The organism is Nocardioides humi (assembly GCF_006494775.1).
Taxonomy (GTDB): Bacteria; Actinomycetota; Actinomycetes; order Propionibacteriales; family Nocardioidaceae; genus Nocardioides; species Nocardioides humi.
This window is the reverse complement of record NZ_CP041146.1, coordinates 4793020-4817949: the sequence shown is the minus strand read 5'-3', so window position 1 is coordinate 4817949 and position 24930 is coordinate 4793020. Positions and strand designations below refer to the sequence as shown.

Below are 24930 nucleotides of genomic sequence, written 5' to 3'. Positions count from 1 at the left end.
GCGCCGCCGTTTCGGTCGAGGATGGCGCCATGACCTCTGCACCCCGCACCGTGGCCCGCCTCCTCGTCGCGCTCGCCTGCGCGACCGGACTCGTCCTCACCGCCCCCGCCCTCGCCTCCGCCGCCGACCTGGTCCACGTCGACCCGGCCCGCGACGTCGTCGGCGGGCGGCTCGACTCCGACACCGACCGGGTCACGCCGTCCGAGCGGGGCGTCGACATCCGGCGGGTCCGGATCAGCCACGGCACCGACGCGCTGGTCATCCGGTTCCGCACCCGCGGCCCCCTGCCGCGCAAGAAGTTCTTCCTCGGCGCCACGGTCCGCACGCCCGCAGGCACCTTCGACGTGACCTACACCAAGATGTTCGGCGCCGTCTACGAGATGGTCACCCAGGACGACCAGGACATCGCGTGCACCGGGTTCACCACGAGCCTCGAGCGCAAGGCCGTGACCTTCGTCGTCCCCACCGCGTGCCTCGGCACGCCCCCGTGGGTGCGGGTCGGCGTCGGCGCCGGAGTGATCCGCGGCAAGAGGCTCTTCGCCGACGACGGCCTGCGTCGCGGCATCGACGACGAGAAGCTCCGTCTCTCCCGCAGGATCGCGCGCGGCTGAGCGTCTCAGTCACGCGGTACGACGACCGTCCACCACACCCGGTGGGCGGTCGTCGTGTCGCGGGGCCCGGACGGCGCGGTTCCGTCCGGCGGCCTTCGCCTCGTAGAGCGCCTCGTCGGCGTGCTCGACAGCGAGGGCGATGTCGTCGCCGGCCGCCGCCGCGGCGATGCCGAAGCTGACGGTCGGCATGGGGCTGCCCTCCCCACCGCGGTAGCGACGGGCGATGGCGTCCACGACCGCCTCCGCCGAGCTGCCCCGGACGAGGAGCACGAACTCGTCGCCGCCGAGCCGCCCGAGGATGCCGCGGGCGCCCACCACGTCCTGGCAGGCCTCGGCGAAGGCGGTGAGGACCCGGTCGCCGGCGGCGTGGCCGAGGCCGTCGTTGATGCTCTTGAAGCGGTCGAGGTCGGCGACGACGATCGCCGCGTCCTTCCGCAGCGGCCGGCGGTCGATCTCGCGCTGGGCCGCGCGGAGGAACTCCGCGCGGTTGAGGAGGCCGGTGAGGCTGTCCCGGGTCGCCTGCAGGCGCAGCTCCGAGGTCTGCTGCTCGTGGCTGAGCGCGGACATGCTGAAGGTGACCACGACGAGGAGCACCATCGTGAGCAGCGTCGTGACCTGTCCGCCGAAGGCGGCCCGGAAGACCACGTGATCGGGACCGACCGCCACGAACACGACCGTCCGGCCGAGGTAGAAGCCGGAGATCACCGACGAGACGACGACCATCGCGCGCACGGCGAACCGGTACTGGGCGCGCGTCGCGCGAGCCGGACCGAGCACGCGCAGCAGCTGGGCGAGCTCCCAGGCCGAGGCACCGACCAGCAGCGCCATGCAGGCGAGATAGGCCGCGCCGCCGGACCAGATGTCGTGGCGCGGGTCGTCGGCGAGCGAGATCGCGAGGACCACCGCCGGTACGGCGGCCAGCTGCCACCAGCGCACCCGGATCTCGCGCAGCGAGCGCCCCGCCGCCCACACGCAGCCGGCGCCGAGCACGGCGATCGCGTTGCCGAGCGGGTTCGCCAGGATCTGGACGGGCGTGCCGTTGAGCAGGAACAGCGAGGCGCTGACGATGAAGCAGCCCAGGGAGACGCACCACCAGCCGCTGTACGAGGAGCGGGTCGAGCGATAGGTCACGCTGTAGAAGAGGGCGAGGACGCAGATCGCCACGAGGCCGAAGGCCACGCGCAGGGTCACCGTGTCCAGCATGCTCCTCAGGCTAGGGCGCACCCGGTGGGCCGCACCCGGGAGTCCGGCGATCATGACCGAAGGCCGTCGCGCCATGGTCAATTCGGGTGGAGTCCCGGGCCCCATCGGGGGCCAAGGTCCCGCCCGGGGCTCGGCCCGGCGCCGGCTGGCGGGACCTCGTAGGCTCCCCACCGTGAGCCAGTTGCGCGACCCCGCCCACCGGGTCAGTCCCCGGGCCCGCCTGATGTGGCACGTCGAGCTCGGCATCACGGCCGTGGTCGTGGCGGTCGGCCTCGGGGTCGCGGCGGTGCTGTTCGGGCCGGACGGCCTGCGCTGGTGGCTGCTCGGCCTCGAGGTGCTGGTGTGCGCGGGAGTGGCGGTCGTCGTACCCCAGTGGCGCTATCGCGTGCACCGCTGGGAGGTGTCGGCCGACGCGGTCTACACCCAGCGCGGCTGGTGGGCGCGGGAGCGGCGGATCGCGCCGATGTCGCGGGTGCAGACGGTCGACTTCGCGCAGGGCCCACTGGCCCGGCTGTTCGGGCTGGCGACGGTCACGGTGACCACGGCGTCGGCGGCGGGCCCGCTGCAGATCGAGGGCCTCGACCGGCCGGTCGCGCTCGCGCTCGTCGACGAGCTGACCCGCAAGGCCGACCTCGTCGAGGGCGACGCCACGTGAGCGTGCCCGTGGCGCCCACCGCCTGGCAGCGGCTCGACCCGCGGATGCTCCTGGTCCACCCGATCAAGGAGGTCCTCAAGTTCCTGCCGATCCTGCTCGGCCTGCTCATCGCCGGCGGCGCGTCCGGCGCCGGGCCGTGGACCCTGCTCGGCGTGGGGATCCCGGTCGGCCTCGGCGTGGTCCGCTATCTCACGACCACCTACCGGATCGGCGACGGCCGGGTCGAGCTGCAGCGCGGCCTGCTGCAGCGGCACACCCTCTCGACACCGGTCGACCGGGTCCGCACCGTCGACCTGACCGCCTCCCCCATCCACCGCGTGCTCGGCCTGGCCACTGTCGTGATCGGCACGGGCAGCGTGGCCAGCGACGCCGACGAGCGGCTCGAGCTCGACGCGCTGCCGAGGGACGAGGCCGCCCGGCTGCGGGCGGAGCTGCTGCGCACCGCCGTCCCGGCCGGCGCCGTCCCCGGCGCTCCCGGTGCCCCCGGCGCCCCCGGCGCCGTCGGCGCCGTCGCCGAGCAGGAGCAGGTCGTCGCCCGGTTCTCCCCGCGCTGGCTCTGGTACGCCCCGTTCAGCGGCACCGTGCTCGTCGGCCTGGGCGCCATCGTCGGTGGCGGCCTCCAGCTCACCGAGTCGATCGAGATCCGGGTCAGCGAGGACGACCTCGCCGGCATCGACCGGGCGTTCGTGCTCGCCCTCGTCGTCGGCGGCGTCCTCCTCGTGACCCTGCTGGCGGTCGGCGGCTATCTCGTCACCAACGGCGGCTTCGTGATCGCCCGCCACGGCGCCGCCTGGCACGTCCGCCGCGGCCTGCTCACCCGCCGCGAGACCAGCATCGACGTCGCCCGGCTGGCCGGCGCGACGGTCGGCGAGCCGGCGGCGCTGCGGCTGGCCCGCGGGCGGCGGGTCGGGGCGATCGTCACCGGCCTGAGCGGCAGCCAGTCCAGCTCGGCCGTGCTGCTGCCGCCCGCCCCGCGCGGCATCGGGTACGACGTCGCGTCGGCCGTGCTCGGGACGCCCGCCCCCGTGACCGGTCCGCTGCTCCCCCACGGCCGGGCGGCGACGACGCGCCGCTTCAGCCGGGCGCTGCTGGGCTCGCTGCCGTTCATCGCCGCCGTGGTGGCGGTCGTGGTCGCCGGGGCGCCGGCCTGGCTGCTGGCGACGGCCGCCGTGCCGGTCGCGGCGGCGCTCGCCCTGGCGTGGGACCGGGCCCGCGCGCTCGGCCACGCCTTCCTCGACGGCCACGTCGTGATGCGCTCCGGCTCCGTGCTGCGCAGCCGCGACGCGCTGGCCGCGGGTCACGTGATCGGCTGGAACCAGCGCGCGACCTGGTTCCAGCGGCGGGCCGGACTGGTCTCGCTCGCCGCCACGACCGCCGGCGGCAGCGGCCAGGTGCGGGTGCCCGACGTACCCGCCGAGGACGCGATCACCCTCGCCGAGGCCGCCACCCCCGGCCTGATCACCCAATTCTGTGTCAACCTGCCGAGCGCGTCTACGGCGCGATCATGAGGGGCAGCAAGCTGCCGTCGCGCGCCTCCCGCCGCGCTGCCGGCCGAATTCCTGGAGGCGTCATGACCGGTCAGCCCGACGGGACCTACGCACCGGAGGCGGACGGCGAGCCCGATCCCGGCGAGGTGGTCTGGGCGTGGGTGCCCTACGAGGACGACCCGCGCCAGGGCAAGGACCGGCCGGTGCTGGTCATCGGCACGGCGACCGGTGCCGACGGGCGCGAGCTGGTGCACTGCCTGGTGATGACGAGCAAGGACCACGACCGCGACGAGGCCCAGGAGGCGGCCGCCGGGCGGTACTGGATGGACATCGGCGCCGGCGGCTGGGATCCCCGGGGCCGGCCGAGCGAGGTCCGGCTCAACCGGCTGCTCGTCCTCGATGCCCGCGACGTACGACGCGAGGGCGCCGCGCTGGCGCCGCGGATCTACGCGGAGGTCATCGCCGCCCGGCAGCGGTTCCTGCGCTGATCCGCCCGGCTCAGCGCATGAGGAAGGACGCGCGCCAGACCTTGCGGTCGCGCTCGCCGACCATGCCGTTCTCCTGCAGGACCGGCATCACCTTCTCGCCCATCCAGGCGATGGTCTCGCGATAGGCCTCGTTGCCGAGCGCCTCCCGCCGGGCCTCCCGCGGGTCGAGCCCGACGGCGGCGTACACGTCGGGATGGACCAGCGACCGCATGGTCACATAGGCGACCTGGGCGGTGAGCGCCTGGTGGTAGCGCAGCCGGGTGCGGCTCAGGCCGCGCACCGACTTCGCCAGCTCGTCGCGGGCGAAGGTGACGTGGCGGGCCTCCTCGGTGACGTGGATCCGCGCGACCATCCGGGTCAGCGGCTGGATCCGCTCGTCGCGCATCATCTCCCGCTGCCAGCGGTCGACGGGCTCCTCGCCGATGAGGATGCCGGCGTACGCGCTGGCGCCGCGCAGCGCCAGCGGACCCAGCTTCGCGAGCCGGCGCGGGGTCGCGCGAGGACCGTACGCCGGCACGCCCATGGCGCCGATCGCGCGGCCGAACATCACGGTGTGCCGGGTCTCGTCGCCGACCTCGGTGAGCGCGAACTGGGTCCGCGCGGAGCGCGGGTCCTGGGCGTACACGTCCCGCAGCAGCTGCATGAGCACGATCTCGAACCAGATGCCGACGCTGGCGATGCTCGCGACCTCGTGCATGGACAGCGTGATCCGCTCCTCCTCGCTGAGCCGCCGCCAGGTCGGCGTGCCGTAGAGGGACATCCGCTCCGGCTGCATCCACCACAGGCCCGGGACCGGCGGCGCGCTCCAGTCGAGGTCGACCTCGGGGTCGTAGGACTGGCGCGCGGTCGAGCGCAGCAGCCGTTCGGGCAGCGCCTCCAGGGTCACGGGATCCTCCTCGGGATCATAGGTATTACCGTCGGTAACGGATAACTGTACTCTTGTCCCCATGGCCCCCACGTCAAGAGCGACGGACGCACCACCCGCTGGGAACGACACCGCACCGAGCGGCGCGAGGAGTTCGTCCTCGCCGCCGTGCGCGCGATCGACACCCTCGGCCCGGACGCGTCGGTCGCCGACATCGCCGCCGAGGCCGGCGTCAGCAAGCCGGTCCTCTACCGCTACTTCGCCGACAAGTCCGAGCTCCACGCGGCGGTCGGCGCCTGGGCGGCCGACCTGGTCCTCGCCCGGGTCCTCACCGCGGTCCTCGCGCCCGCGTCGGCCCGGGACCGGGTCACGGCCGGCGTCGCGGCGTACCTCGACACCCTCGCCGAGCACCCGCAGGCGTTCCTCCTGCTCAGCCGGCACGCCGGCGGCACCGACCCGCTCGCGGCCGGCAAGGACCAGATCGCGGCGAAGCTCACCCGCCTCCTCGGCGACGCCCTGCGCCACCTCGGCGGCGACACCGGAGCGGCCGAGCCGTGGGCGCACGCCGTGGTCGGCCTCGGCACGTCCGTCGGCCAGTGGTGGCTGGAGCGGCACACCGTCTCGCGCAGCGCCGCCGCCGGCTACCTCAGCGACTTCATCTGGCACGCGCTCGCCGGCGCGGCGGCCGAGAGCGGCGTCGACCTGTCCCGGCTCGACGCCGGCGGCGGCAGCGTCACGCCGATCCGCTCGGAGCGGCGCCGGTGACCGCGGCGCCCGAGCTCCACGAGCCGCAGGAGGCCTACGACGGCGCGGCGGTCCTCGTCGCCGGCGACGTCGAGCACCCCGTCGCGGTGACCCTGCGCGGCGCCTTCCAGCCGCTCGACGGCCACTTCCACTGGTACGGCCGGATCGCCGCCACCGGCGCGGTCGACGCGGTCCGCAGCGGGTCAACCGTCACCCTGCGCACCGCCCACGGCGAGGCGCCCGGCAAGGTCTCCGACGTCGACCCGTGGGGGCGGCTCCGGATCACCGGCACGGGCCGGCCGCCGTTCTGAGCACGCCCCCGAATCGGGGGGCTCAGGCCGGCGTGACGATCACGTTGACCGCCTCGAGCGCCGCGTCCGGACCCGCCCGGTACGCGTGCGGCTGGTCGGCGGCGAAGCGCACGTGGTCGCCGGGGCCGAGGGCGACCGAGCCGTCGCCGTACTCCACGACGCCGGAGCCCGCGACCACCACCAGCTGCTCCTCGACGCCGTGCGAGTGGGCCGGGGAGCTGCGCACGGCGCCGGGCGCGAGCCGGATCAGGTAGACCTCGGTCGTGCGGCCCGGCTCGCGCAGCACGCGGACCCGGGTCGTGACCATGCCCCCGTGGGCGAGGACGGCGCCGTCGTGGTCGTCGACCAGCGCGGCCAGCGGTACGCCGAGGGGGGCCGCGACGGCGTACAGGGTGTCGAGCGTGGGATTGCGGCGCCCCGTCTCCAGCTCGGAGAGGGAGCCCTTCCCGATCCCCGCCTGCGCGGCCAGGGCGGACAGGGAGAGGCCGCGCGCCTCGCGCAGCGCCCGGATGCGGGCCCCCACGCCGGCACCGGCCGCCTCTCCCGCTCGCGCCATCGGCCCTCTCCACGTAAGGTGTTCTGTAAACAGAACGCCGCGTCGGGTGTTCAGGTCGGGTGTCCAGGAGGAGGCGGCGTGTCCGAGCAGAGTACTCACGGACCCGTGCTGGCGGGCGTCGTCACGGCGCTCGTGGGCTTCAGCAGCTCGTTCGTCGTCGTGCTCGCCGGCCTGACCGCCGTCGGCGCCACGGCCGACCAGGCCGCCTCCGGCCTCGCGACGCTGCTGGTGACCCAGGCCGTCGGCATGCTGTGGCTCTCGGTGCGGCACCGGATCCCGGTGACCCTGGCGTGGTCCACGCCCGGCGCGGCGCTGCTGGCGACCTCGGCCGGCGTGACCGGCGGCTGGTCCGCGGCGGTCGGGGCCTTCGTCGCCGCCGGCGTGCTCATCCTGCTCACGGCGCTCGTCCCCCGGGTGGGCGACCTGGTCGCCGCGATCCCCGTCAGCCTGGCCCGCGCGATGCTCGCCGGCGTCCTGCTGCCGCTGTGCCTGGCACCGGTCACCGCCCTGGTCGACTCCCCCGCCGCCGTCGCGCCGCTCGTCGTGACCTGGCTGGTGCTGCTCCGCGTGGCTCCCCGGTGGGCGGTGCCGGGAGCCCTGGCCGTCGCGCTCGGCACGGTCGTGGCCACCGCCCGGATCGACGCCGCCGATCTCGCCCCGCACCTCGCCTGGACCACCCCGTCGTGGTCCCTGTCGGCGCTCGTCGGCATCGCGCTCCCCCTGTACGTCGTCACGATGGCCTCGCAGAACGTCCCCGGCGTCGCGGTGATGAGCGGCTTCGGCTACCGCGTCCCGTGGCGCGAGTCGCTGGCCGTGACCGGCATCGGCACCGTGGCCGGCGCACCCACCGGCGGGCACGCGATCAACCTCGCCGCGATCAGCGCCGCCCTCGCCGCCGGTCCGGCTGCCGGAGCGGACCCGCGGCGGCGCTGGATCGCCGCGGTCAGCGCCTCGGTCGCCTACCTGGTGCTCGCGATCGCCAGCACCGCGCTCGCCACGCTCGTCGCGGCGGCCGCCGACGGCGTCATGCAGGCCGCCGCCGGCCTGGCCCTGCTCGGCACCCTGGGCGCCGCCCTCGGCGACGCGCTCGCCGACCCGGCCGAGCGGGAGCCCGCCGCCGCCACGCTGGTGGTCGCCGCCTCCGGCGTCACCGTGCTCGGGATCGGCGCCGCGTTCTGGGCGCTGGTGGCGGGGCTGCTGCTGCGGGCCTTCCTGCGGGCGGGACGACGTCCGGCCGTCAGGCCGGCCCCGAGAACATCGTCGACCTCAGCCCGAACCTGACCCGGAACTGGTCGCCGGTGAGCGTCGTGCTGCCGGCCGCTCCGGTGACCTTCACCGAGGTGACCCGGCCGCCCTGCGCGGGATCCTTGGTGATGTCGAGACCGGCGAAGTCGCCGATGCCCGGGAACTGCCCCTCGATGTCGGCGGCCGCCAGCGTGACCTGCCAGGAGCTGTTCGGGTTCCCCGAGCTCGCCTCGTAGGGGTCCGCCTTGGCGACCTGGTAGGGCTGCGAGCCGGCCGCGGTCCAGCCGCCGTTGCTGGAGGAGAACTGCGTGAAGGCCGGCCTGCCGGCGTACGTCCGGACCTGCCCGGCGCTCGCCTTGATCGCCGCGTTCGCCTCGGGCTTCTCCACCGCGATGCCGCGGTAGACCTGGGACTGGGTGGTGTCGTAGACGTCGAAGGGCCCGCGGTCGTTGTTGTCCCGCTCGAAGATCGCGTAGGTGCGGGCCGCGACGGCCTGTGCCTGGACGGCCTGCGGGTGCCAGGTCGCCGGCATCTCGGAGGGCACCACGCCGCGCAGGTACTTCTCCACGCTCACCACGTTGACCGTGTCCCGGCCCTGGCCGTCGGCGGGCACCACCGAGCGGAGCCGGCCGCGGTAGTCCGCGGAACCGCCCGGCACGAAGAGCCTGATCGCGCCGCCCTTGGCCTTGAACTCGGCCTGCCCGGGGATGATGCGCACCTTCTTCCAGCGCTTCGTCTTCACCGAGAGCTTGGTGTTCGCCCCGTGCGGGGTCAGCTTCCAGCGCTTGGCGCCGCGCTTGCCCAGCTTCCACGTCCTGCCGGTGGCGAGGCTGCGCACCTTGAGCTTCGCGCGGTGCTTGACCACGACATTGCTGGAGGTGTCGGCGGTGATCAGGACCTTCACCGACCCGCCGCCCTGGCCCGCCTGGGTGCCCGGGTAGTAGAAGTCGAGGATCTGCGCCGCGCTCAGGCCCTGCGCGGCGGCACCGCGGGCGCCGTACTGCGAGAGGCCCTTGCCGTGGCCCCAGCCGCTGCCGGTCAGGGTGACGGCCTCCGGTCCGGCCGCGGACGCCGGGAGCGAGCCGGGCGCGACGAGGCCGAGAGCGACGCCGGCGGCGAGAGTGGTGACGGTTCCCGAGAACAGGCGCATCGTTCGAGACTAGCGGCCGGTGAAAGGCCTGCGGCCCGCTCGCCCTAGGATTTGGGGCATGACCGAGCTCGACAGCACGCAGACCCCGGACCCGACCAGCGCCCCCGGCGCCGTGGTCGTACCGGACAAGCCGGCGCTGGAGGGCCTCGAGGAGAAGTGGGCGCAGCGCTGGAAGGACGCCGACACCTACGGCTTCGACCGCACCCAGCCGCGCGAGAACGTCTACTCCATCGACACCCCGCCGCCGACCGTGAGCGGCAGCCTGCACGTCGGCCACGTGTTCTCCTTCACCCACACCGACCTGATCGCCCGCTTCCAGCGGATGCAGGGCAAGTCCGTCTTCTACCCGATGGGCTGGGACGACAACGGCCTGCCCACCGAGCGCCGGGTGCAGAACTACTTCGGCGTGCGCTGCGACCCCTCGCTGCCGTACGACGCCGACTTCACCCCGCCGGAGAAGCCCGACCCACGGCGCTCCAATTCTGGGAGGCAGGTGCCGATCAGCCGGCCCAACTTCATCGAGCTGTGCGAGCAGCTGGTCGAGGAGGACGAGAAGGTCTTCGAGTCCCTGTGGCGGACCCTGGGCCTCAGCGTCGACTGGAAGATCACCTACACCACGATCGGCCCGAAGGCCCAGACCGTCAGCCAGCGCGCGTTCCTGCGCAACCTGGCGCGCGGCGAGGCGTACCTCCAGGAGGCGCCGACCCTGTGGGACGTCACCTTCCAGACGGCGGTCGCCCAGGCCGAGCTGGAGGCGCGTGACTACGCCGGCGCCTACCACCGGGTGGCCTATCACCAGCCGGACGGCTCGCCGATCCATGTCGAGACCACCCGCCCGGAGCTGATCGCCAGCGCCGTCGCGCTGATCGCGCACCCCGACGACGAGCGCTACCAGGACCTCTTCGGCACGACGGTCACCTCGCCGGTGTTCGGCGTGGAGATCCCGGTGCTCGCGCACGCCGCCGCCGAGAAGGACAAGGGCGCCGGCATCGCCATGTGCTGCACCTTCGGCGACCTCACCGACGTGCAGTGGTGGCGTGAGCTGCAGCTGCCGGTCCGCACCGTGATCGGCCGCGACGGCCGGTTCACCCGCGAGACGCCGGAGTGGCTCGCGAGCGACACCGCCGCGGCGGCGTACGAGGACCTCAAGGGCAAGACCGTGCACTCCGCCCGGGAGGCGATGGTCGCCAAGCTCAAGGAGACCGGCGACCTCGACGGCGACCCGAAGCCGACCCAGCGGATGGCGAACTTCTACGAGAAGGGCGACAAGCCGCTCGAGATCGTCTCGACCCGCCAGTGGTACATCCGCAACGGCGGCCGCGACGCGGAGATCCGCAAGCAGATGCTGGAGCGCGGCGCCGAGATCGAGTGGCTGCCGCCGCACATGAGGCACCGCTACGACAACTGGGTCGGCGGCCTCAACGGCGACTGGCTGATCTCCCGGCAGCGGTTCTTCGGCATCCCGTTCCCGGTCTGGTACCCCCTCGACGCGGAGGGCGAGCCCGACTACGGCCGGCTGCTGCTGCCCACCGAGGCCGAGCTGCCCATCGACCCCTCCACCCAGGCGCCGAGCGGCTACACCGAGGAGCAGCGCGGCAAGCCCGGCGGCTTCATCGGCGACCCCGACGTGATGGACACCTGGGCGACCTCCTCGCTCACCCCGCACATCGCCGGCGGCTGGGAGTCCGACCCCGACCTGTGGTCGCGGGTGTTCCCGATGGACCTGGCCACCCAGGCGCACGACATCATCCGCACCTGGCTCTTCAGCCGCGTGGTCCGCGCCCACTTCGAGAACCACGCCACGCCGTGGTCGCACGCGATGATCTCCGGCTTCATCGTCGACCCCGACCGCAAGAAGATGTCGAAGTCCAAGGGCAATGTCGTCGTGCCCGACGAGATCCTGGCCAAGTACGGCGCCGACGCGGTCCGCTGGCGCGCCGCGATCGCCCGGCCGGGCCTGGACTCCCCCTTCGACGAGACCCAGATGAAGGTCGGCCGCCGGCTGGCGATGAAGGTCCTCAACGCGTCGAAGTTCGTCCTCGGCAGCGTCGGCGCCACGACCTTCAGCCCGGCCGCGGTGAGCCAGCCCGTCGACACCGCGCTGCTCGGCCGGCTCGGCGGCGTCGTCCGCCGGGCGACCGAGGCGTTCGAGACCTACGACTACACCTCCGCGCTCGAGGTCAGCGAGAAGTTCTTCTGGGAGTTCTGCGACGACTACCTCGAGCTGGTGAAGGAGCGCGCCTACGCCGGCGACAGCGACGCCTCCGCGTCGGCGAAGGCCACGCTCGCGCTCGCGCTGCAGGTCCAGCTCCGGCTGCTCGCGCCCTTCCTGCCGTATGTCACCGAGGAGGTCTGGTCGTGGTGGCAGGAGGGCTCGGTGCACCGGGCCCCCTGGCCGACGGTCGCCGAGCTCGGCTCGCCCGCCGCCTCCGACGGCGCGATGATCGACGCCGTCGCCGCCGCCCTGGCCGGCGTCCGCGGTGCCAAGTCGCAGGCGAAGGTCACCATGAAGACCCCGCTCGCCCGGGTCGAGGTCACCGGTCCGGAGAAGGCGGTGCGCTCCGTCGAGGCGGCCTCGGCCGACCTGGTCGCGGCCGGCAAGATCACCGGCGACCTGGTGTTCACCGTCGACGCGTCGGCGGCCGAGATCTCCGTGACCGCGGAGATCGCCGAGCAGCCCGAGTAGGACAGGACGCCGGTCCGGGCTCAGTCGCCCGGCCACTCCCCCGTCCAGCGCTCGAAGGCGCGAGCGCCGCCGCGGTCGATGAGCGCCCGGACGACGGAGAAGATGGCGCCCTGCAGCATGGCGGCGAGGAGGATCTTGCGCAGCCGGTACTCCGACTGCAGCGGCTTCGGCGGGTCCTGCGTGGCCTCGGGGTCGACCCGCTTCCACACCTGCTGGAACAGCTGCCCGGCGATCACCCCGCCGATCACGCTGCCGATCAGGCCCCAGGGCCGGTAGAGGATCTTCGCCGTCCTGCTGGTCTGCTTCTCCGCGGTCATCGCCGGCCCCCACGCCGCCGCCGGAGCACGACGACCGTGGCGACGGCCGCCGCCACGGCGAGCACGCCGCCCGCGATCGCGCCCGGGCTCGCTCCTGCACCGCGCAGCCGGGCGCGGGTGCGGCCCACGACGTCGGCCTTCGCGGCGAGCAGGTCGATGTCGCGGGCGAGGTCGCTGCGGGTGCGCTCGATCTCGGTCTCGAGGGCGGCCAGGTCGGGGCGGCCCGTGGCGTCGTTCATCTCTTCGCTCCTGTCGTCGGGTGGCCGGCCGGTCAGTGCTCGCCCGGGTGCCGGACGGCGTCGACGTCGGCCTTGACGTTGGCGATGGCCCGCTCCGGCACGGGCGGCGTCCCCTCGCCGACCTGGCCCTTGCCGACCAGCGCGGCGACACCGGCGGCCACGAGCAGGGCCACGCCGACGATCAGCCCGGCGAGCCAGGCGGGCACGGCCAGCGCGAGGGCGATGACCGCGGTCGCGAGGAGCACGCCGACGCCGTACAGCGCGAGCAGCCCGGCGGCGCCGAAGAGGCCGGCGCCGATGCCGACCCGCTTCGCCTTGCCGGTCATCTCCAGCTGGGCCAGGCGGAGCTCGTCGCGGATCAGCTGCCGTACGTCCTGCGTCACCCGGGCCACGAGCTCGCCGGTCGACGGCTCGGGGTCGTCACCGGCGACGTCGCTCGGAGGAGGGTCCTGCCTCCAGGACGATGGAGCGGTCATCTCGGCCTCCCAGGATCGTTGCGCCGTCTCCTGGGAGGTTCCCGAAGTCGGGGAACCGATACGGACCGATCAGGCCGACTTCTTCTTCTTGGACTCGCGCAGCACCAGGGTCGGGGCGACGTCGTCCTCGACGACCTCCTTGGTGACCACGACCTGGGCGACGTCGCCGCGGCTGGGGACGTCGTACATCACGTGGAGGAGGACCTCCTCGATGATGGCGCGCAGGCCGCGGGCGCCGGTGCCGCGCTCGAGCGCCTTGTCGGCGATGGCGGCGACGGCGTCGTCGGTGAACTCGAGCTCGACGCCGTCGAGGTCGAAGAGCTTCTTGTACTGCTTGACCAGGGCGTTGCGCGGCTCGGTGAGGATCTGGATGAGCGCGTCCTGGTCGAGCGGGCTGACGCTGGCGATGAGCGGCAGGCGGCCGATGAACTCGGGGATCAGCCCGAACTTGGTGAGGTCCTCGGGGCGGACCTGGGCGAGCAGGTCGTCGGCGGCGCGCTCGGCCTCGCCGCGGGGCTCGGCGGTGAAGCCGAGGGACTTCTTGCCGACCCGCTGCTCGATGATGTGCTCCAGCCCGGCGAAGGCGCCGCCCACCACGAACAGGATGTTGGTGGTGTCGATCTGGATGAACTCCTGGTGCGGGTGCTTGCGGCCGCCCTGCGGCGGCACCGAGGCGGTGGTGCCCTCGATGATCTTCAGCAGCGCCTGCTGGACGCCCTCACCGGAGACGTCGCGGGTGATCGACGGGTTCTCGGCCTTGCGGGCCACCTTGTCGATCTCGTCGATGTAGATGATGCCGGTCTCGGCCTTCTTGACGTCGTAGTCGGCGGCCTGGATCAGCTTGAGGAGGATGTTCTCGACGTCCTCGCCGACGTACCCGGCCTCGGTCAGCGCCGTGGCGTCCGCGATCGCGAACGGGACGTTGAGCATCCGGGCCAGGGTCTGCGCGAGGTAGGTCTTGCCGCAGCCGGTCGGGCCGATGACGAGGATGTTGGACTTCGCCACCTCGACGATCTCGTCCTTGGTGTGCTTGCCCTGTCCCGCGCTGCCCAGCGGCTGCACGCCGGCCTGGACCCGCTTGTAGTGGTTGTAGACCGCGACCGCGAGGGACTTCTTGGCCTGCTCCTGCCCGATGACGTAGGAGTTGAGGAACTCGAAGATCTCCTTGGGCTTCGGCAGGTCGGCGAGCTCGACCTCCGAGCCCTCGGCGAGCTCCTCCTCGATGATCTCGTTGCACAGGTCGATGCACTCGTCGCAGATGTAGACACCCGGACCAGCGATGAGCTTCTTGACCTGCTTCTGGCTCTTGCCGCAGAACGAGCACTTCAGCAGATCGCCACCGTCACCGATGCGTGCCACGGGTCCTCCTCACAATCGAACTCCCCGACGGTACCGCCTGTGGCCCCCGCTGTGGGGAGTGACACGAGGGGTACGCCGGCCGGCTCATCGGATCTTGCTGGTCAGGCCAGGGCAGGGGTCTGCTTGAGCGACTCGAGCACCGAGTCGATCAGGCCGTACTCGATCGCACCCTGGGCGGTGAGGATCTTGTCGCGCTCGATGTCGCGGCTGACCTCGTCGATCGCCTTGCCCGAGTGGTCGCTGATCATCTTCTCGAGCAGCTCGCGCATCCGGAGGATCTCGTTGGCCTGGATCTCGATGTCGGAGGTCTGGCCGAAGGTGCCCTCGGTGTAGGGCTGGTGGATGAGGATCCGGCTGTTGGGCAGCGCGAGCCGCTTGCCCTTGGCGCCCGCGGCGAGCAGGATCGCCGCCGCCGAGGCCGCCTGGCCGATGCACACGGTCTGCACATCGGGCTTGATGAACTGGATCGTGTCGTAGATCGCCGTCAGCGCCGTGAAGGAGCCGCCGGGGCTGTTGATGTAGATGCTGATGTCCTGGTCGGGGTTCATCGACTGCAGGCACAGCAGCTGGGCGATGACGGCGTTGGCGACGTCGTCGGAGATCGGGGTGCCGAGGTAGATGATCCGGTCCTCGAACAGCTTGGCGTAGGGGTCGATCCGGCGGAAGCCGTACGACGTGCGCTCTTCCCACTGCGGGATGTAGTAGTTCATGCTCAGTCCTTCTTGTGGGCCGGGCGGCCCTCGTCGGAGGCTTCCTTCGCGCTCTTGATGACCTGGTCGACGAGGCCGTACTCGAGGGCCTCCTGCGCGGTGAACCAGCGGTCGCGGTCGGCGTCCTCGGTGACCTGCTCGACGCTCTGGCCGGTGTGCTCGGCGATCAGGTCGAGGAGCACCTTCTTGATGTGCAGCGACTGCTGGGCCTGGATCTTGATGTCGGAGGCCGAGCCGCCCATGCCCGAGGACGGCTGGTGCATCATGATCCGGGCGTGCGGCAGCGCGTAGCGCTTGCCCTTCGCGCCCGCGCAGAGCAGGAACTGGCCCATCGACGCGGCCAGGCCCATGCCGACCGTCGCGACGTCGTTGGGGATGTAGTTCATCGTGTCGTAGATCGCCATGCCGGCGTCCACCGAGCCACCCGGCGAGTTGATGTGGAGGAAGATGTCCGCCTCGGGGTCCTCCGCCGACAGCAGCAGCAGCTGGGCGCAGATCGCGTTGGCGTTCTGGTCGCGGACCTCGGAGCCGAGGAACACGATCCGCTCACGGAGCAGCCGGCTGTAGATGTTGTCGTCGAGCAGGTTGAGACCGGCTCCACCGTTCATCTCGGGCCCACGCTCGGGGCCAGCGGAAAACTGAGTCACGCGGGTGACACTAGCCGGAGCGGGAGACAGATCCACGCGTTCTGCGCCGCTGTTCGCCGACAGCGGATTTGCCGTCGTACGCCTCCCGGTAGCCTGCCGGGAACCCCACCCGTCGCAGGAGGCCCATCCCATGTCCACCGGCACGTCCACCGGCCGGCTGCTCGGCATCGGCGCCGCCCTCGTCGCCCTCGTGGTGGCGCTGGGGCTCGGCGCCTGGCTGCTGACCTCCGGCGACGACGACCCCGATCGCGACGACGGACCCGGCGGCGTGAAGGGCGACGGCGGCGCGGCGGCCGCCGTCCTCCACGAGCCGGGGCGGACCTGGGAGCTGCGCGCCGACGAGGTGGTGCCGAACGGCCGGTTCGTCCCCCTGGGACCGGTCGGCGACGACGAGGTGCCCGACCCCTCGGGGTCGTGGTGGGCGACGTGCTCGTCGCGGCGGTCGCCGACGACCAGGCCGAGGAGGCCGGGCCGCTGCTGGTCGGGATCTCCGGCGACGGCAAGGTGCTGTGGCGCGGCAAGGGGTACACCGCGTGCTGGGCCCCGGACGACGCCTCCCTGTTCTGCTCGCGCGGCTCGGCCCTGGTTCGGGTGGACCCCACGACGGGCGCGTCGCCCGGCGGCATCGAGCTCGCGGTCGCCGCCGGCAGCGCTCCGGTCCTCGACGACGGGGTCCTCTACGTCGTCGTGACGCCGGCCGGCGCGGCCGAGGACGCCTACCCGCCCCCCTTTGCGGTCGCGGCGCTCGATGCCGAGACGCTCGAGAGCGTGTGGCCGGACGGCCCGGCGGGCACGTCCGAGCTGAGCGGGTACGGCGCCGGCTCCCCCGCGCTCGACCTGACCGGCCCGAACGTCTCGGTGTCGGCGTGGCAGGAGACGCGGTCCGGCGAGGCCGACGGCTCGCAGTTCGAGCTCGACCGCGCGACCGGCGCCGTCCTCGGCAGCACCCACCTCGGCAAGGGCGCCTTCCCCGAGCGCCCCTGGACCGTCGATCGCGGCTTCGGCAACGACAAGGTCGACGTCTACCGCGACGGCCGGCTCCTGCTGGAGCTGAAGGGCCAGCCGTGGGACACCCAGGACGGCCGGCTCACCTCCCCGGAGGGCCGGATCGGGATGGGCGCGACGCTGTACGACGTCACGACGGGCGAGGCCGTGTGGGAGCGCTCCGACCTCGGCGACGAGCTGTCCGGGTGGCGCTGGACGGCCGACCGCGCCCAGGTCGCGGTGACCGGGTTCGACACCGAGGCCGGGCGGATGACGACGACGTACCTCGACGCCGACACCGGCGAGACCCTCTGGTCCGGCCCCGGCACCGACAGCGCGCCGACCGAGACGCCGGACGCCTTCGTCCAGGTCGAGACCGACTACGAGTCGTCGTGGGAGGTCCAGGCCCTCGACCGGTCCACGGGGAAGGTCGCGTGGTCGCAGGACGTCACGAGGATCGGGCAGGAGAACGACGAGGACGGCACCGCGATCGGCGGTCCGTACGTCGGTCCCGGCGCCGTGTGGGCCCTGGGCGCGACGACCCTGGTCGGGTTCACCGACTTCCCGGGCTGACGGCTCCGGGCTTCAGCCCTCGGCCGCGGCCTTGAGGCCGGCGAGCGTCGTGGCCATGCCCGCCTCGAGCTCGTCGGCGTGGGAGTCGTTGCCGCCGAGCAGCAGCGGCGCCACGATCCGGCTGCCGACGCTCAGCGAGCGCGGGACCGGCCGCCGGTGCACGACCCTGGTCCGCTGCGCGTCGGCCGGGTCGGCCTCCAGCTCCCAGATCCACTGGGCGCCGCTGGACGGCGTGTCCCAGACCAGCCGGCGCTGCGGGCTGACGTCGGCGACGACCGAGCGGGTCGGCCACACGACGGCCTTGCGGCGGTTGATGCCGAGGTACCACTGCCCCACCCGCAGGCCGCCCGGCTTGAGCGGCACCATCCGCACCGTCTCCGGGCTCCAGGCGGCCAGCTGCCCGAAGTCGGTCAGCAGCGCCCACACGTGCGCCGCCGGCGCCTCGATCACGGCCTCGGCGCGCAGCTCGCGCGCGGCGTTCGTCGTCATGGACGTCATCATGGCGCCGCCTCCCGGCGCGCCACCACCTCCCACGGGAGGAGATGTCAGGCGAGCCAGCGGGCGAGCGCGGCGTGGATCTCGGGGTGGTTGAGCAGGCCGAAGTGGTCGGTCCGACCGACGTGGAGGACCTCGGCGCCGGGGAACAGGTCGGTGCCGCGCCGGTCCCGGCCGACGGCGGAGCGGGGCGTGACGAGCAGGTCGCCGATCGCCTGGGCGACCGGGTGCCGCGGCGAGCGGGTCAGGGTCGCCGAGACGAGGCGGTAGCGCGCGTGCGGGAGCGGGGGCACGTCGTACGCGAGTCCCTCGATGAGGTCGTGGATGCCCGGCGCCTGGCGGTCGATGATCCGCCCGAAGGCCGCCACCTCGGGCGCCCGGGCCAGGGTCCGGCTGGCGTGGTCGGCACTGACCGCGAACCACGAGCCGAGGTGCGGGGTGCCGAGGGTGACGACGTCGGTGACCAGTCGGGTCCACGGCGCGGGCGCGTCGCCGTCGGCGACCACCGCGGACGACGCCCGGACGACCAGGCCGCCGAGCGAGTGGCCGACCAGCGCGATCCGGGTGACCTCGGTGGGCCACGCGTCGACCAGCCGCTGCATCAGCGAGGCGAGCACCACGCCGTTCTCCCGCAGCGGCAGGCCGGTGTTGGCCCGGAGGTAGACCGGTGTCCAGCCGCGGCCGGCCAGGCTCTCGCCGTACGTCGAGCCGAGGCGGTCGCGGTGGCGCCGCCAGTAGGCCTCGTTCTCGCACAGCCCGTGCAGGAAGACCACGAGCCGCCCGGTGGCGCCGGGGAAGGCCCCGGCGACCCCCTCGGGAGTGAGGACGACGTCGCGACCGTCGTGGCGCACCGCCATCTCGATCGCCAGCCGCGGCCGGTCCCGGCGCAGCTCCTCCCCGATCAGCCCGTTGACCGCCGCGTTGACGAACCGGCCGCGCGGCCCCTCCTCCAGCGCCGGCCCCACGCCGGCCTCCGCGAGCCGGGACAGTCCGGCGCTCGCGCCGCGGAACGAGAGCCCCACGGCGCCGTACACGAGGGCGGCGATGCCGCGGTGCAGCGCCTCGGCGGGTACGCCGGCCGGCCCCGCGCCGCGGCGGACGGCGCCGTGGGCGCGGCGCGAGATCGCGACGTGGGTGTCGCGGGCGGTGGTCACGACGAGGTCGTCGACCACCGCGGTGGCCAGCGCCAGCGCGTCGACGACGGTCGGGGTGGAGGTCATCGGGCGATGCTAGCGGATTGAGTGCACAGTCGTACACTCAATCCGGTGTGGGGCTCGGCCGGAGCACCGGGCGTTGCGTCTCACGAGTCCCGTGCGTCACAGCGGACGGGCGTCTCATGCGCTTGTCAGGGGTTGCAACGCCTGACAAGCGCATGGATCCCCGGACATCCGGGGATCCATGCAACGAGTGCCGCGGGCGGTGGAACGGGGCCGATCAGGCCTCGGCGGGCGCCTCGGACTCCTCAACCGGCTCGGACTCCTCGGCCGGCTCGCCGATGCTGCCGTCGGCCTGGAGGTTCTTCAACTCGATGACGTTGCCGGCGCCGTCCTTGACGGTGGCGCCCTCGACGAGGAGCTGCAGGGCCTTGCCGCGGCGGATCTCCTGGACCAGGTCGGGCACGTGGTTGTGCTCGAACATGTGGTTCACGAACTCCTGCGGGTCCTGGCCGGACTGCTGGGCGCGGCGGATCATGTGCTGGGTCAGCTCGCCCTGGTCGACGCCCATCTCCTCCTTGTCGGCGATCTCGTCGAGGAGGAACTGCGCGGCGACGGCGTCGCGGACCCGGCGCTCGAGGTCGGCCTCGAACTCCTCCTGGGTCTGCTTCTCGTCCTCGAGGTACTTGTCCAGGGTCATGCCGGCCATCGCGAGCTGCTGCTCGAGGTTGCCGCGCCGGGCGTCGAGCTCCTCGGTGACCATGCTCTCGGGGAGCGGGATCTCGACCTTCTCCAGCAGCGCCTCGAGGACGGCGTCGCGGGCGGCGGCGGCCTGCTCGAGCCGCTTGCCGCGGGTGAGCCGCTCGCGGACGTCGTCGCGGAGCTCGTCGAGGGTGTCGAACTCGGAGGCGTCCTGGGCGAACTCGTCGTCGAGCTCGGGGAGCTCCTGCTCCTGGACCTGGCCGACCTTGACGGCGACCTCGACGTCCTGGCCGACGAGGTCGCCGGAGACGAGCTGGGTCGTGAAGATCTTCTCCTCGCCGGCGGCGGTGCCGACGAGAGCCTCGTCGAGGCCCTCGATCATGCCGCCGCTGCCGACCTTGTAGGAGAAGTCGGAGATCTCGGCGCCGTCGACGGTCTCGCCGTCCTTGGTGGCGACCAGGTCAATGACGACGAAGTCGCCGTCCTTCGCGGGACGCTCGACGTCGCTCAGGGTGCCGAAGCGCTCACGCAGCGCGTCCACCTGCTCGGCGACGTCTTCGTCGGTGACCGCGAGGTCCTCGACGCTGGCCTCGAGGCCGTCGTACGCCGGCAGCTCGAACTCGGGCTTGACGTCGACCTCGGCGGTGAACTCGAGGCCGTCGTTGTCCTCGAACTTGGTGACCTCGATGTCGGGCTGCGCGAGCGGGGTGAGGTTGTTCTCCTGGAGCGCCTCGACGTACGCCTTGGGCAGCACGTCGTTGACCGCCTCATCGAGGACGACGCCGCGGCCGATCTGACGGTCGATCACCTGGGGCGGGACCTTGCCGCGGCGGAAGCCGGGGACGTTGATCTGCTTCGCGATCTTCTGGTACGCCGCGTCGAGGCTCGGCTTGAGCTCCTCGAAGGGCACCTCGACGGTCAGCTTGGCCCGGGTCGGGCTCAAGGTCTCGACGGCGCTCTTCACAGGTGTTCTCCTACTGGTCAGGGGATGGTGCACGGGCCACGGCGGCCCGCTGTGATCGGGGCGATCTGTCGGGGCGACAGGACTCGAACCTGCGGTCTCCTGCTCCCAAAGCAGGCGCGCTAGCCACTACGCTACGCCCCGCGGCGCGGCCCGCCGATCGCGCTGCCGGGCCGCACTTCGAGGGGATGACGGGAATCGAACCCGCGTAATCAGTTTGGAAGACTGAGGCTCTACCATTGAGCTACATCCCCGGCGCTCCGGGCCGCGCTCGCGCACGGCCGAGAACCACGCGCCATCGTGCCACACGGCAGGGTGGCAGCCCCAACTCAGGGGCGCCGGTGGACGACCAGCAGCGCCCGGTCGTCGTCCGGCGAGCCGACGGCGGCGACGAGGCGCCGGGCCAGGCCGTCCCAGGAGCCCCGCAGCAGGGACTCGGCCTCCCCCAGCATGTGGTCGATGCCGAGGTCGATGTCGCGCCGCGGCTCCTCGACCATCCCGTCGGTGTAGAGCAGCAGGCTGTCGCCCGGGGCGAGGCGGCCGCGGTGGCAGGCGAACTCGGCGTCCTCGACGATGCCGAGGACCGGGCCGTCGGGGCGCAGCGGCCGCCACCGTCCGGAGCCGGCCTCCCGCTGCACGGCCGGCGGGTGGCCCGCCGAGCGGAGCTCGAACACGCCGGTGGCGAGGTCGACCGAGACGTGGACGGCGGTCGCGAAGCCCTCCTCCCACGCCCGCTGCAGGAGGTAGTCGTTGGCGGCGGGCAGGAAGCGGTACGGCGGCAGCGCGGCCACCAGCCCGCCCATCGCGCCGGAGAGCTGGAGGGCGCGGGTGCCGGCGGCCTCGCCCTTGCCCGACACGTCGACGACGACCAGCTCGATCCGGCGGCCGTGGTCGCCGGACGTGGCGACCACGAAGTCGCCCGCGAACGGCGAGCCGCCCGCGGAGGTGAGCGCGGACTCGACCAGCCAGGAGTCGGGCAGGGCCGGGATCTCGCCCTGGGCCAGGATCCGGTCGCGCAGGTCGACGAGCATCGACTGGCCGCGGAACGGCCCGACGCCGATCTGCCCGCGGCGCAGCGACAGCACGATCACCAGCACCGCGACGCCGTACATGACGCTCAGCGCGACGCCGACCCGCGGCGTCAGGCCGTCCTGGAAGAAGGCGGCCAGGCTGAGGGCGACGATGACGAACAGGGCGAACCACGGCAGGACGCGGTTGCTCAGGAACAGGATGCCGAGCACGAGCGGCAGGAAGACCAGGTTGACCGGCACGTCCGCGGGATTGAGCGCGATGCCGACCACGACGGCGGCCGCGGTGGCGGCGAGCACGCACGCGATGCCGACATCGGTCCGCGCCCACCGGCGCCCGGCCGGGATCACCGCCCCGCCCGCGACCGGAAGGCCGGCTGGCAGCGGGCGCACCAGAACAGGTTGCGGCCCCCGAGCACCTCGGTGCGGACCTTGCTCCCACAGACGTGGCAGGCCTGCCCGGTCCGGCGGTACACGTAGACCTCGCCGCCGTGGTCGTCGACCCGCGGCGGGCGGCCCATCGCCTCCGGGGTGTGCTCGGGCCGGACGGTGTCGATCCGCCCGGTGCGCACGCCCTCCCCCATCAGCACGACCAGATCGTCCCAGATCGCGCGCCACTGCGCGCTGCGAAGCGTGCGGCCGGGGCGCAGCGGGTGGATGCGGTGCCGGAACAGCACCTCGGCCCGGTAGACGTTGCCCACGCCCGCGAGGACCGACTGGTCCATGAGCAGGGTGCCGATGGGCGAGGCGCTCCGGCCGACCCGGTCCCAGGCCCGGTCGGGATCGGCGTCCGCCCGCAGCGGGTCCGGGCCGGAGCGGGCGACCACCGCGGCGCGCTCCGCGGCCGTCACCAGGGCGCAGGTGGTCGGGCCGCGCAGGTCGCCGTACGCCGCGAGACGGTCCGGCGTCGCCGGGCGGACCAGCCGCAGCCGCGCCTGCCCGACCGGCGGCGGCACCTCGGGCACGTCGTCGCGGACGTCGAAGCCGCCGTACAGCCCGAGGTGGACGTGGACGAACCGCTCGCCCTCGTCGTCCTGTCCCTCCGGCCCCCGCCTGCTGCGCGACGTTTCCGACTCGATCTGGCTGCGTTGACGTCGCTCGACGTGCGATCCAGCATGCCGTCGCTCCGCCGCCTTGCCAGATCGGCCGGAAACGCCGCTCGCGACGACGCCGGCCGGAGGGACAGGACGAAACCGGACGAACAGCTGCTTGCCCCACGCCTCGGCGTCGACGAGCAGCGCGCCGTCGAGCTGCGCGGCGGCCTCGGCGAAGCGGCCCTGGGGCTGCCGACGCGGACCCGGTTCCCTCCGAAGACCGAGGTCAGCTCGCCGGCGAGGCGATGGAGGGTGTGCCCCTCGGGCATCAGGCCTGACCGTGCCCGACCGCGGACTCGGGCAGGGGCGGCAGCTCGCCCGTGGTCTCGTACGACGACAGCTGGCCGATCCGCCGCACGTGGCGCTCGTCGCCGGGGAACGGGGTGCCCAGGAAGACCTCGACGAGCCGGGTCATCTCCTCCAGGGTGTGCATCCGGCCGCCCACGGCGACCACCCAGGCGTCGTTGTGCTCGCGCGCCAGGGTGGCGGTCTCCTCCGACCACGCGAGCGCGGCGCGGACGCCCTTCACCTTGTTGGCCGCGATCTGCTCGCCGTTGCCGGAGCCGCCGATGACGACGCCGAGGCTGTCCAGCCCGGCGGCCCGGTCGGCGACGACGCCCTCGGCCGCGCGCAGGCAGAAGACGGGGTAGTCGTCGAGGGCGTCGTACACGAAGGGACCGTGGTCGACCGGCTCGTAGCCGTGCTCGGTCAGCCAGCCGATGAGGTGGGACTTGAGCTCGAGACCGGCGTGGTCGCAGCCGAGATGAACGCGCATGGGCGCATTGTGTCAGTCGGGACTACGCCCGATGCAGGCGGCGGGCGGCCTCGGCGATGGAGCCGCTGATCGACGGGTACACCGTGAAGGTCTGGGCGAGCTGGTCGGCGGTGAGCCGCTCGGTCACGGCGAGCGCGACCGGGTGGATCAGCTCGGAGGCGCGCGGGCCGACGACGACGCCGCCGAGAAGGCTGCGGGAGCCGGGGGCGACGAAGAGCTTCACGAAGCCGTCGACGATGCCCTGCATCTTCGCGCGGGCGTTGGTCGCGAGCGGCTGCACGACGACCTCGGCGAGCACCTCGCCGGCGTCGACCTGCTGCTGGGTGACGCCCACGGTGGCGATCTCCGGGGAGGTGAAGACGTTCGAGGCGACCACGCCGAGGTCGAGCGGCTGCACGGCGTCGCCGAGCACGTGGGCCATCGCGATCCGGCCCTGCATGGCGGCGACGGAGGCGAGCATGAGGACGCCGGTGCAGTCGCCGGCGGCGTACACGCCGGGCGCCGAGGTCCGCGAGACCCGGTCGACGGTGACGAAGCCGCCGTCGTCGAGCGCGACGCCGGCCGCCTCCAGGCCGAGACCCTCGGTGTTGGGCACCGAGCCGAGGGCGAGGATGCAGTGGGAGCCGGTGACCTCGCGGCCGTCGACCAGGGTCACCGTCACGACGTCGCCGGCGCGGGAGACCGACTGCATCCGGGAGCGCGCGAGCACGGTCATGCCGCGCCGGGTGAGCACGTCCTCCAGCACCTGCGCGGCGTCCTGGTCCTCGCCCGGCAGCACCCGGTCGCGCGAGGACACCAGCGTCACCGGGATGCCGAGCGACTGGTAGGCGCTCGCGAACTCCGCGCCCGTGACACCGGAGCCGACCACGATCACGTGCTCGGGCAGCTCGGTCAGGTCGTAGACCTGCTCCCAGGTGAGGATCCGCTCGCCGTCGGGCTGGGCCGTCGGCAGCACCCGGGGCGTGGCGCCGGTCGCGACGAGCACCGCGTCGGCGTCGTACGTCGTCTCGGTGCCGTCGGCGAGGGTCGCGACGACCCGCGACGGGCCGTCGAGACGCCCCCGGCCCGCGACGACGGTCACCCCTTCCCGGGCCAGCCGGCTCGCGATGTCCGCGGACTGCGCGAGGGCGAGCGCCTTGACCCGCGCGTTGACCCGCGCGAGGTCGACCCGGGGCGCGTCGACGTCGATGCCGAGCTCGCCGGCCTCGCTGAGGTCGGTCATCACCTCGGCTGTCGCGATCAGGGTCTTGCTCGGGACGCAGTCGGTCAGCACCGCCGACCCTCCGACGCCGTCGGAGTCGACGACCACCACCTCGGCACCCAGCTGGGCGGCCACCAGGGCCGACTCGTAGCCACCGGGTCCGCCACCGACGATCACCACACGCGCCATGGCCGCCATTCTTGCAGCGGCGCAC

26 protein-coding genes and 2 tRNA genes are annotated in these 24930 nt (G+C 73.2%); 9 read left to right on the top strand and 19 right to left on the bottom strand.

All coding sequences use genetic code 11. The features are described from left to right. Nucleotides 1–29 precede the first annotated feature (29 nt). A complete protein-coding gene (locus tag FIV44_RS23290; protein ID WP_141006527.1) occupies nt 30–611 on the top strand; it encodes a hypothetical protein in 582 nt (193 codons plus the stop codon). Nucleotides 612–620: 9 nt separating this feature from the next. Here FIV44_RS23290 and FIV44_RS23285 read toward each other — a convergent pair whose 3' ends face one another. Further along, nucleotides 621–1814 carry a GGDEF domain-containing protein gene (locus FIV44_RS23285; protein ID WP_141006526.1) on the bottom strand — a complete coding sequence of 398 codons (1194 nt, stop codon included), beginning with the start codon at nt 1812–1814 and terminating at the stop codon, nt 621–623. A gap of 172 nt (nt 1815–1986) precedes the next feature. Between FIV44_RS23285 and FIV44_RS23280 the strand changes: the two genes are divergently transcribed. The 3 genes from FIV44_RS23280 (at nt 1987) to FIV44_RS23270 (ending at nt 4444) form a co-directional block, all read left to right on the top strand. Then, a complete protein-coding gene (locus FIV44_RS23280) occupies nt 1987–2469 on the top strand; it encodes a PH domain-containing protein (RefSeq protein WP_246086572.1) in 483 nt (160 codons plus the stop codon). Beyond that, complete coding sequence (locus FIV44_RS23275) at nt 2466–3977, top strand: PH domain-containing protein (RefSeq protein WP_141006525.1); 1512 nt, start codon at nt 2466–2468, stop codon at nt 3975–3977. Before FIV44_RS23280 ends, FIV44_RS23275 begins: the two co-directional genes overlap by 4 nt. 62 nt (nt 3978–4039) lie before the next feature. Beyond that, nucleotides 4040–4444: a type II toxin-antitoxin system PemK/MazF family toxin gene (locus tag FIV44_RS23270; protein WP_141006524.1), complete on the top strand. Its 405-nt coding sequence runs from the start codon at nt 4040–4042 to the stop codon at nt 4442–4444. A gap of 10 nt (nt 4445–4454) precedes the next feature. Here FIV44_RS23270 and FIV44_RS23265 read toward each other — a convergent pair whose 3' ends face one another. Further along, entirely contained in the window at nt 4455–5330 is an 876-nt protein-coding gene (locus FIV44_RS23265; RefSeq protein ID WP_141006523.1) for an AurF N-oxygenase family protein, read from the bottom strand. A 147-nt stretch (nt 5331–5477) separates the two neighbouring features. Between FIV44_RS23265 and FIV44_RS23260 the strand changes: the two genes are divergently transcribed. Both FIV44_RS23260 and FIV44_RS23255 read left to right on the top strand, forming a co-directional pair. After that, nucleotides 5478–6074 (top strand): TetR/AcrR family transcriptional regulator, encoded by a 597-nt coding sequence (locus FIV44_RS23260; RefSeq protein WP_181410779.1) that lies wholly within the window; start codon nt 5478–5480, stop codon nt 6072–6074. Further along, nucleotides 6071–6364: a DUF4873 domain-containing protein gene (locus tag FIV44_RS23255; RefSeq protein WP_141006521.1), complete on the top strand. Its 294-nt coding sequence runs from the start codon at nt 6071–6073 to the stop codon at nt 6362–6364. Before FIV44_RS23260 ends, FIV44_RS23255 begins: the two co-directional genes overlap by 4 nt. A gap of 22 nt (nt 6365–6386) precedes the next feature. Here FIV44_RS23255 and FIV44_RS23250 read toward each other — a convergent pair whose 3' ends face one another. Beyond that, complete coding sequence (locus tag FIV44_RS23250) at nt 6387–6920, bottom strand: helix-turn-helix domain-containing protein (RefSeq protein WP_141006520.1); 534 nt, start codon at nt 6918–6920, stop codon at nt 6387–6389. A gap of 78 nt (nt 6921–6998) precedes the next feature. On the opposite strand from FIV44_RS23250, the gene FIV44_RS23245 reads away from it, so the two are divergent. After that, nucleotides 6999–8201 (top strand): benzoate/H(+) symporter BenE family transporter, encoded by a 1203-nt coding sequence (locus FIV44_RS23245; RefSeq protein ID WP_141006519.1) that lies wholly within the window; start codon nt 6999–7001, stop codon nt 8199–8201. Here FIV44_RS23245 and FIV44_RS23240 read toward each other — a convergent pair. Next, nucleotides 8158–9315 carry a SpoIID/LytB domain-containing protein gene (locus FIV44_RS23240; protein WP_141006518.1) on the bottom strand — a complete coding sequence of 386 codons (1158 nt, stop codon included), beginning with the start codon at nt 9313–9315 and terminating at the stop codon, nt 8158–8160. The two genes, FIV44_RS23245 and FIV44_RS23240, sit on opposite strands and share 44 nt — an antisense overlap. A gap of 58 nt (nt 9316–9373) precedes the next feature. On the opposite strand from FIV44_RS23240, the gene valS reads away from it, so the two are divergent. Next, entirely contained in the window at nt 9374–12001 is a 2628-nt protein-coding gene (valS, locus tag FIV44_RS23235; protein ID WP_141006517.1) for a valine--tRNA ligase, read from the top strand. Between the two features lie 20 nt (nt 12002–12021). On the opposite strand, the gene FIV44_RS23230 is transcribed toward valS, so the two are convergent. The 6 genes from FIV44_RS23230 to FIV44_RS23205 form a co-directional block, all read right to left on the bottom strand. Beyond that, entirely contained in the window at nt 12022–12318 is a 297-nt protein-coding gene (locus FIV44_RS23230) for a DUF4235 domain-containing protein (protein ID WP_141006516.1), read from the bottom strand. Then, nucleotides 12315–12557 (bottom strand): DUF3618 domain-containing protein, encoded by a 243-nt coding sequence (locus tag FIV44_RS23225; RefSeq protein ID WP_141006515.1) that lies wholly within the window; start codon nt 12555–12557, stop codon nt 12315–12317. The genes FIV44_RS23230 and FIV44_RS23225 overlap by 4 nt, the downstream gene beginning before the upstream one ends. 32 nt (nt 12558–12589) lie before the next feature. Continuing rightward, nucleotides 12590–13033: a phage holin family protein gene (locus tag FIV44_RS23220; protein ID WP_141006514.1), complete on the bottom strand. Its 444-nt coding sequence runs from the start codon at nt 13031–13033 to the stop codon at nt 12590–12592. A gap of 69 nt (nt 13034–13102) precedes the next feature. Next, a complete protein-coding gene (clpX, locus tag FIV44_RS23215) occupies nt 13103–14392 on the bottom strand; it encodes an ATP-dependent Clp protease ATP-binding subunit ClpX (RefSeq protein WP_141006513.1) in 1290 nt (429 codons plus the stop codon). Between the two features lie 101 nt (nt 14393–14493). Further along, a complete protein-coding gene (locus FIV44_RS23210) occupies nt 14494–15102 on the bottom strand; it encodes an ATP-dependent Clp protease proteolytic subunit (RefSeq protein WP_141006512.1) in 609 nt (202 codons plus the stop codon). A gap of 2 nt (nt 15103–15104) precedes the next feature. Continuing rightward, nucleotides 15105–15710 (bottom strand): ATP-dependent Clp protease proteolytic subunit, encoded by a 606-nt coding sequence (locus FIV44_RS23205; RefSeq protein ID WP_141006511.1) that lies wholly within the window; start codon nt 15708–15710, stop codon nt 15105–15107. Nucleotides 15711–16166: 456 nt separating this feature from the next. Here FIV44_RS23205 and FIV44_RS23200 point away from each other — a divergent pair, with 456 nt between their 5' ends. After that, nucleotides 16167–17306 (top strand): outer membrane protein assembly factor BamB family protein, encoded by a 1140-nt coding sequence (locus FIV44_RS23200; RefSeq protein WP_141006510.1) that lies wholly within the window; start codon nt 16167–16169, stop codon nt 17304–17306. Nucleotides 17307–17318: 12 nt separating this feature from the next. Here the strand turns inward: FIV44_RS23200 and FIV44_RS23195 are convergent, their stop codons facing one another. The 9 genes from FIV44_RS23195 to FIV44_RS23155 all read right to left on the bottom strand — a co-directional run bounded on the left by FIV44_RS23195 (nt 17319) and on the right by FIV44_RS23155 (nt 24905). Next, the gene (locus FIV44_RS23195) at nt 17319–17795 is read right to left on the bottom strand and encodes an SRPBCC family protein (RefSeq protein ID WP_181410778.1); all 477 of its coding nucleotides are present in this window, start codon (nt 17793–17795) and stop codon (nt 17319–17321) included. A 56-nt stretch (nt 17796–17851) separates the two neighbouring features. Then, nucleotides 17852–19021 carry an alpha/beta hydrolase gene (locus FIV44_RS23190; protein WP_141006508.1) on the bottom strand — a complete coding sequence of 390 codons (1170 nt, stop codon included), beginning with the start codon at nt 19019–19021 and terminating at the stop codon, nt 17852–17854. A 214-nt stretch (nt 19022–19235) separates the two neighbouring features. Next, nucleotides 19236–20621: a trigger factor gene (gene tig / locus FIV44_RS23185; protein ID WP_141006507.1), complete on the bottom strand. Its 1386-nt coding sequence runs from the start codon at nt 20619–20621 to the stop codon at nt 19236–19238. 68 nt (nt 20622–20689) lie between these two features. Next, nucleotides 20690–20762: transfer RNA gene (locus FIV44_RS23180), tRNA-Pro, on the bottom strand. 39 nt (nt 20763–20801) lie between these two features. Beyond that, nucleotides 20802–20872: transfer RNA gene (locus tag FIV44_RS23175), tRNA-Gly, on the bottom strand. 75 nt (nt 20873–20947) lie between these two features. Continuing rightward, entirely contained in the window at nt 20948–22039 is a 1092-nt protein-coding gene (locus tag FIV44_RS23170; RefSeq protein WP_141006506.1) for a PP2C family protein-serine/threonine phosphatase, read from the bottom strand. Then, the gene (locus tag FIV44_RS23165; RefSeq protein ID WP_219996549.1) at nt 21994–22884 is read right to left on the bottom strand and encodes an Fpg/Nei family DNA glycosylase; all 891 of its coding nucleotides are present in this window, start codon (nt 22882–22884) and stop codon (nt 21994–21996) included. The genes FIV44_RS23170 and FIV44_RS23165 overlap by 46 nt, the downstream gene beginning before the upstream one ends. Before the next feature lie 124 nt (nt 22885–23008). Next, the gene (locus FIV44_RS23160; protein ID WP_141006504.1) at nt 23009–23515 is read right to left on the bottom strand and encodes a ribose-5-phosphate isomerase; all 507 of its coding nucleotides are present in this window, start codon (nt 23513–23515) and stop codon (nt 23009–23011) included. A gap of 22 nt (nt 23516–23537) precedes the next feature. Next, nucleotides 23538–24905, bottom strand: a complete 1368-nt coding sequence (locus FIV44_RS23155) for an NAD(P)H-quinone dehydrogenase (protein ID WP_141006503.1) — start codon at nt 24903–24905, stop codon at nt 23538–23540. Nucleotides 24906–24930 lie beyond the last annotated feature (25 nt).

Excerpts from the sequence above, each read along its gene's own strand:
- FIV44_RS23290 (WP_141006527.1), top strand. The coding sequence starts at position 30 with ATGACCTCTGCACCCCGCACCGTGGCCCGCCTCCTCGTCGCGCTCGCC.
- FIV44_RS23285 (WP_141006526.1), bottom strand. The coding sequence starts at position 1,814 with ATGCTGGACACGGTGACCCTGCGCGTGGCCTTCGGCCTCGTGGCGATC.
- FIV44_RS23270 (WP_141006524.1), top strand. The coding sequence starts at position 4,040 with ATGACCGGTCAGCCCGACGGGACCTACGCACCGGAGGCGGACGGCGAG.
- FIV44_RS23250 (WP_141006520.1), bottom strand. The coding sequence starts at position 6,920 with ATGGCGCGAGCGGGAGAGGCGGCCGGTGCCGGCGTGGGGGCCCGCATC.
- FIV44_RS23240 (WP_141006518.1), bottom strand. The coding sequence starts at position 9,315 with ATGCGCCTGTTCTCGGGAACCGTCACCACTCTCGCCGCCGGCGTCGCT.
- valS (WP_141006517.1), top strand. The coding sequence starts at position 9,374 with ATGACCGAGCTCGACAGCACGCAGACCCCGGACCCGACCAGCGCCCCC.
- FIV44_RS23230 (WP_141006516.1), bottom strand. The coding sequence starts at position 12,318 with ATGACCGCGGAGAAGCAGACCAGCAGGACGGCGAAGATCCTCTACCGG.
- FIV44_RS23225 (WP_141006515.1), bottom strand. The coding sequence starts at position 12,557 with ATGAACGACGCCACGGGCCGCCCCGACCTGGCCGCCCTCGAGACCGAG.
- FIV44_RS23220 (WP_141006514.1), bottom strand. The coding sequence starts at position 13,033 with ATGACCGCTCCATCGTCCTGGAGGCAGGACCCTCCTCCGAGCGACGTC.
- FIV44_RS23210 (WP_141006512.1), bottom strand. The coding sequence starts at position 15,102 with ATGAACTACTACATCCCGCAGTGGGAAGAGCGCACGTCGTACGGCTTC.
- FIV44_RS23205 (WP_141006511.1), bottom strand. The coding sequence starts at position 15,710 with ATGAACGGTGGAGCCGGTCTCAACCTGCTCGACGACAACATCTACAGC.
- FIV44_RS23195 (WP_181410778.1), bottom strand. The coding sequence starts at position 17,795 with ATGACGACGAACGCCGCGCGCGAGCTGCGCGCCGAGGCCGTGATCGAG.
- FIV44_RS23190 (WP_141006508.1), bottom strand. The coding sequence starts at position 19,021 with ATGACCTCCACCCCGACCGTCGTCGACGCGCTGGCGCTGGCCACCGCG.
- FIV44_RS23160 (WP_141006504.1), bottom strand. The coding sequence starts at position 23,515 with ATGCGCGTTCATCTCGGCTGCGACCACGCCGGTCTCGAGCTCAAGTCC.
- FIV44_RS23155 (WP_141006503.1), bottom strand. The coding sequence starts at position 24,905 with ATGGCGCGTGTGGTGATCGTCGGTGGCGGACCCGGTGGCTACGAGTCG.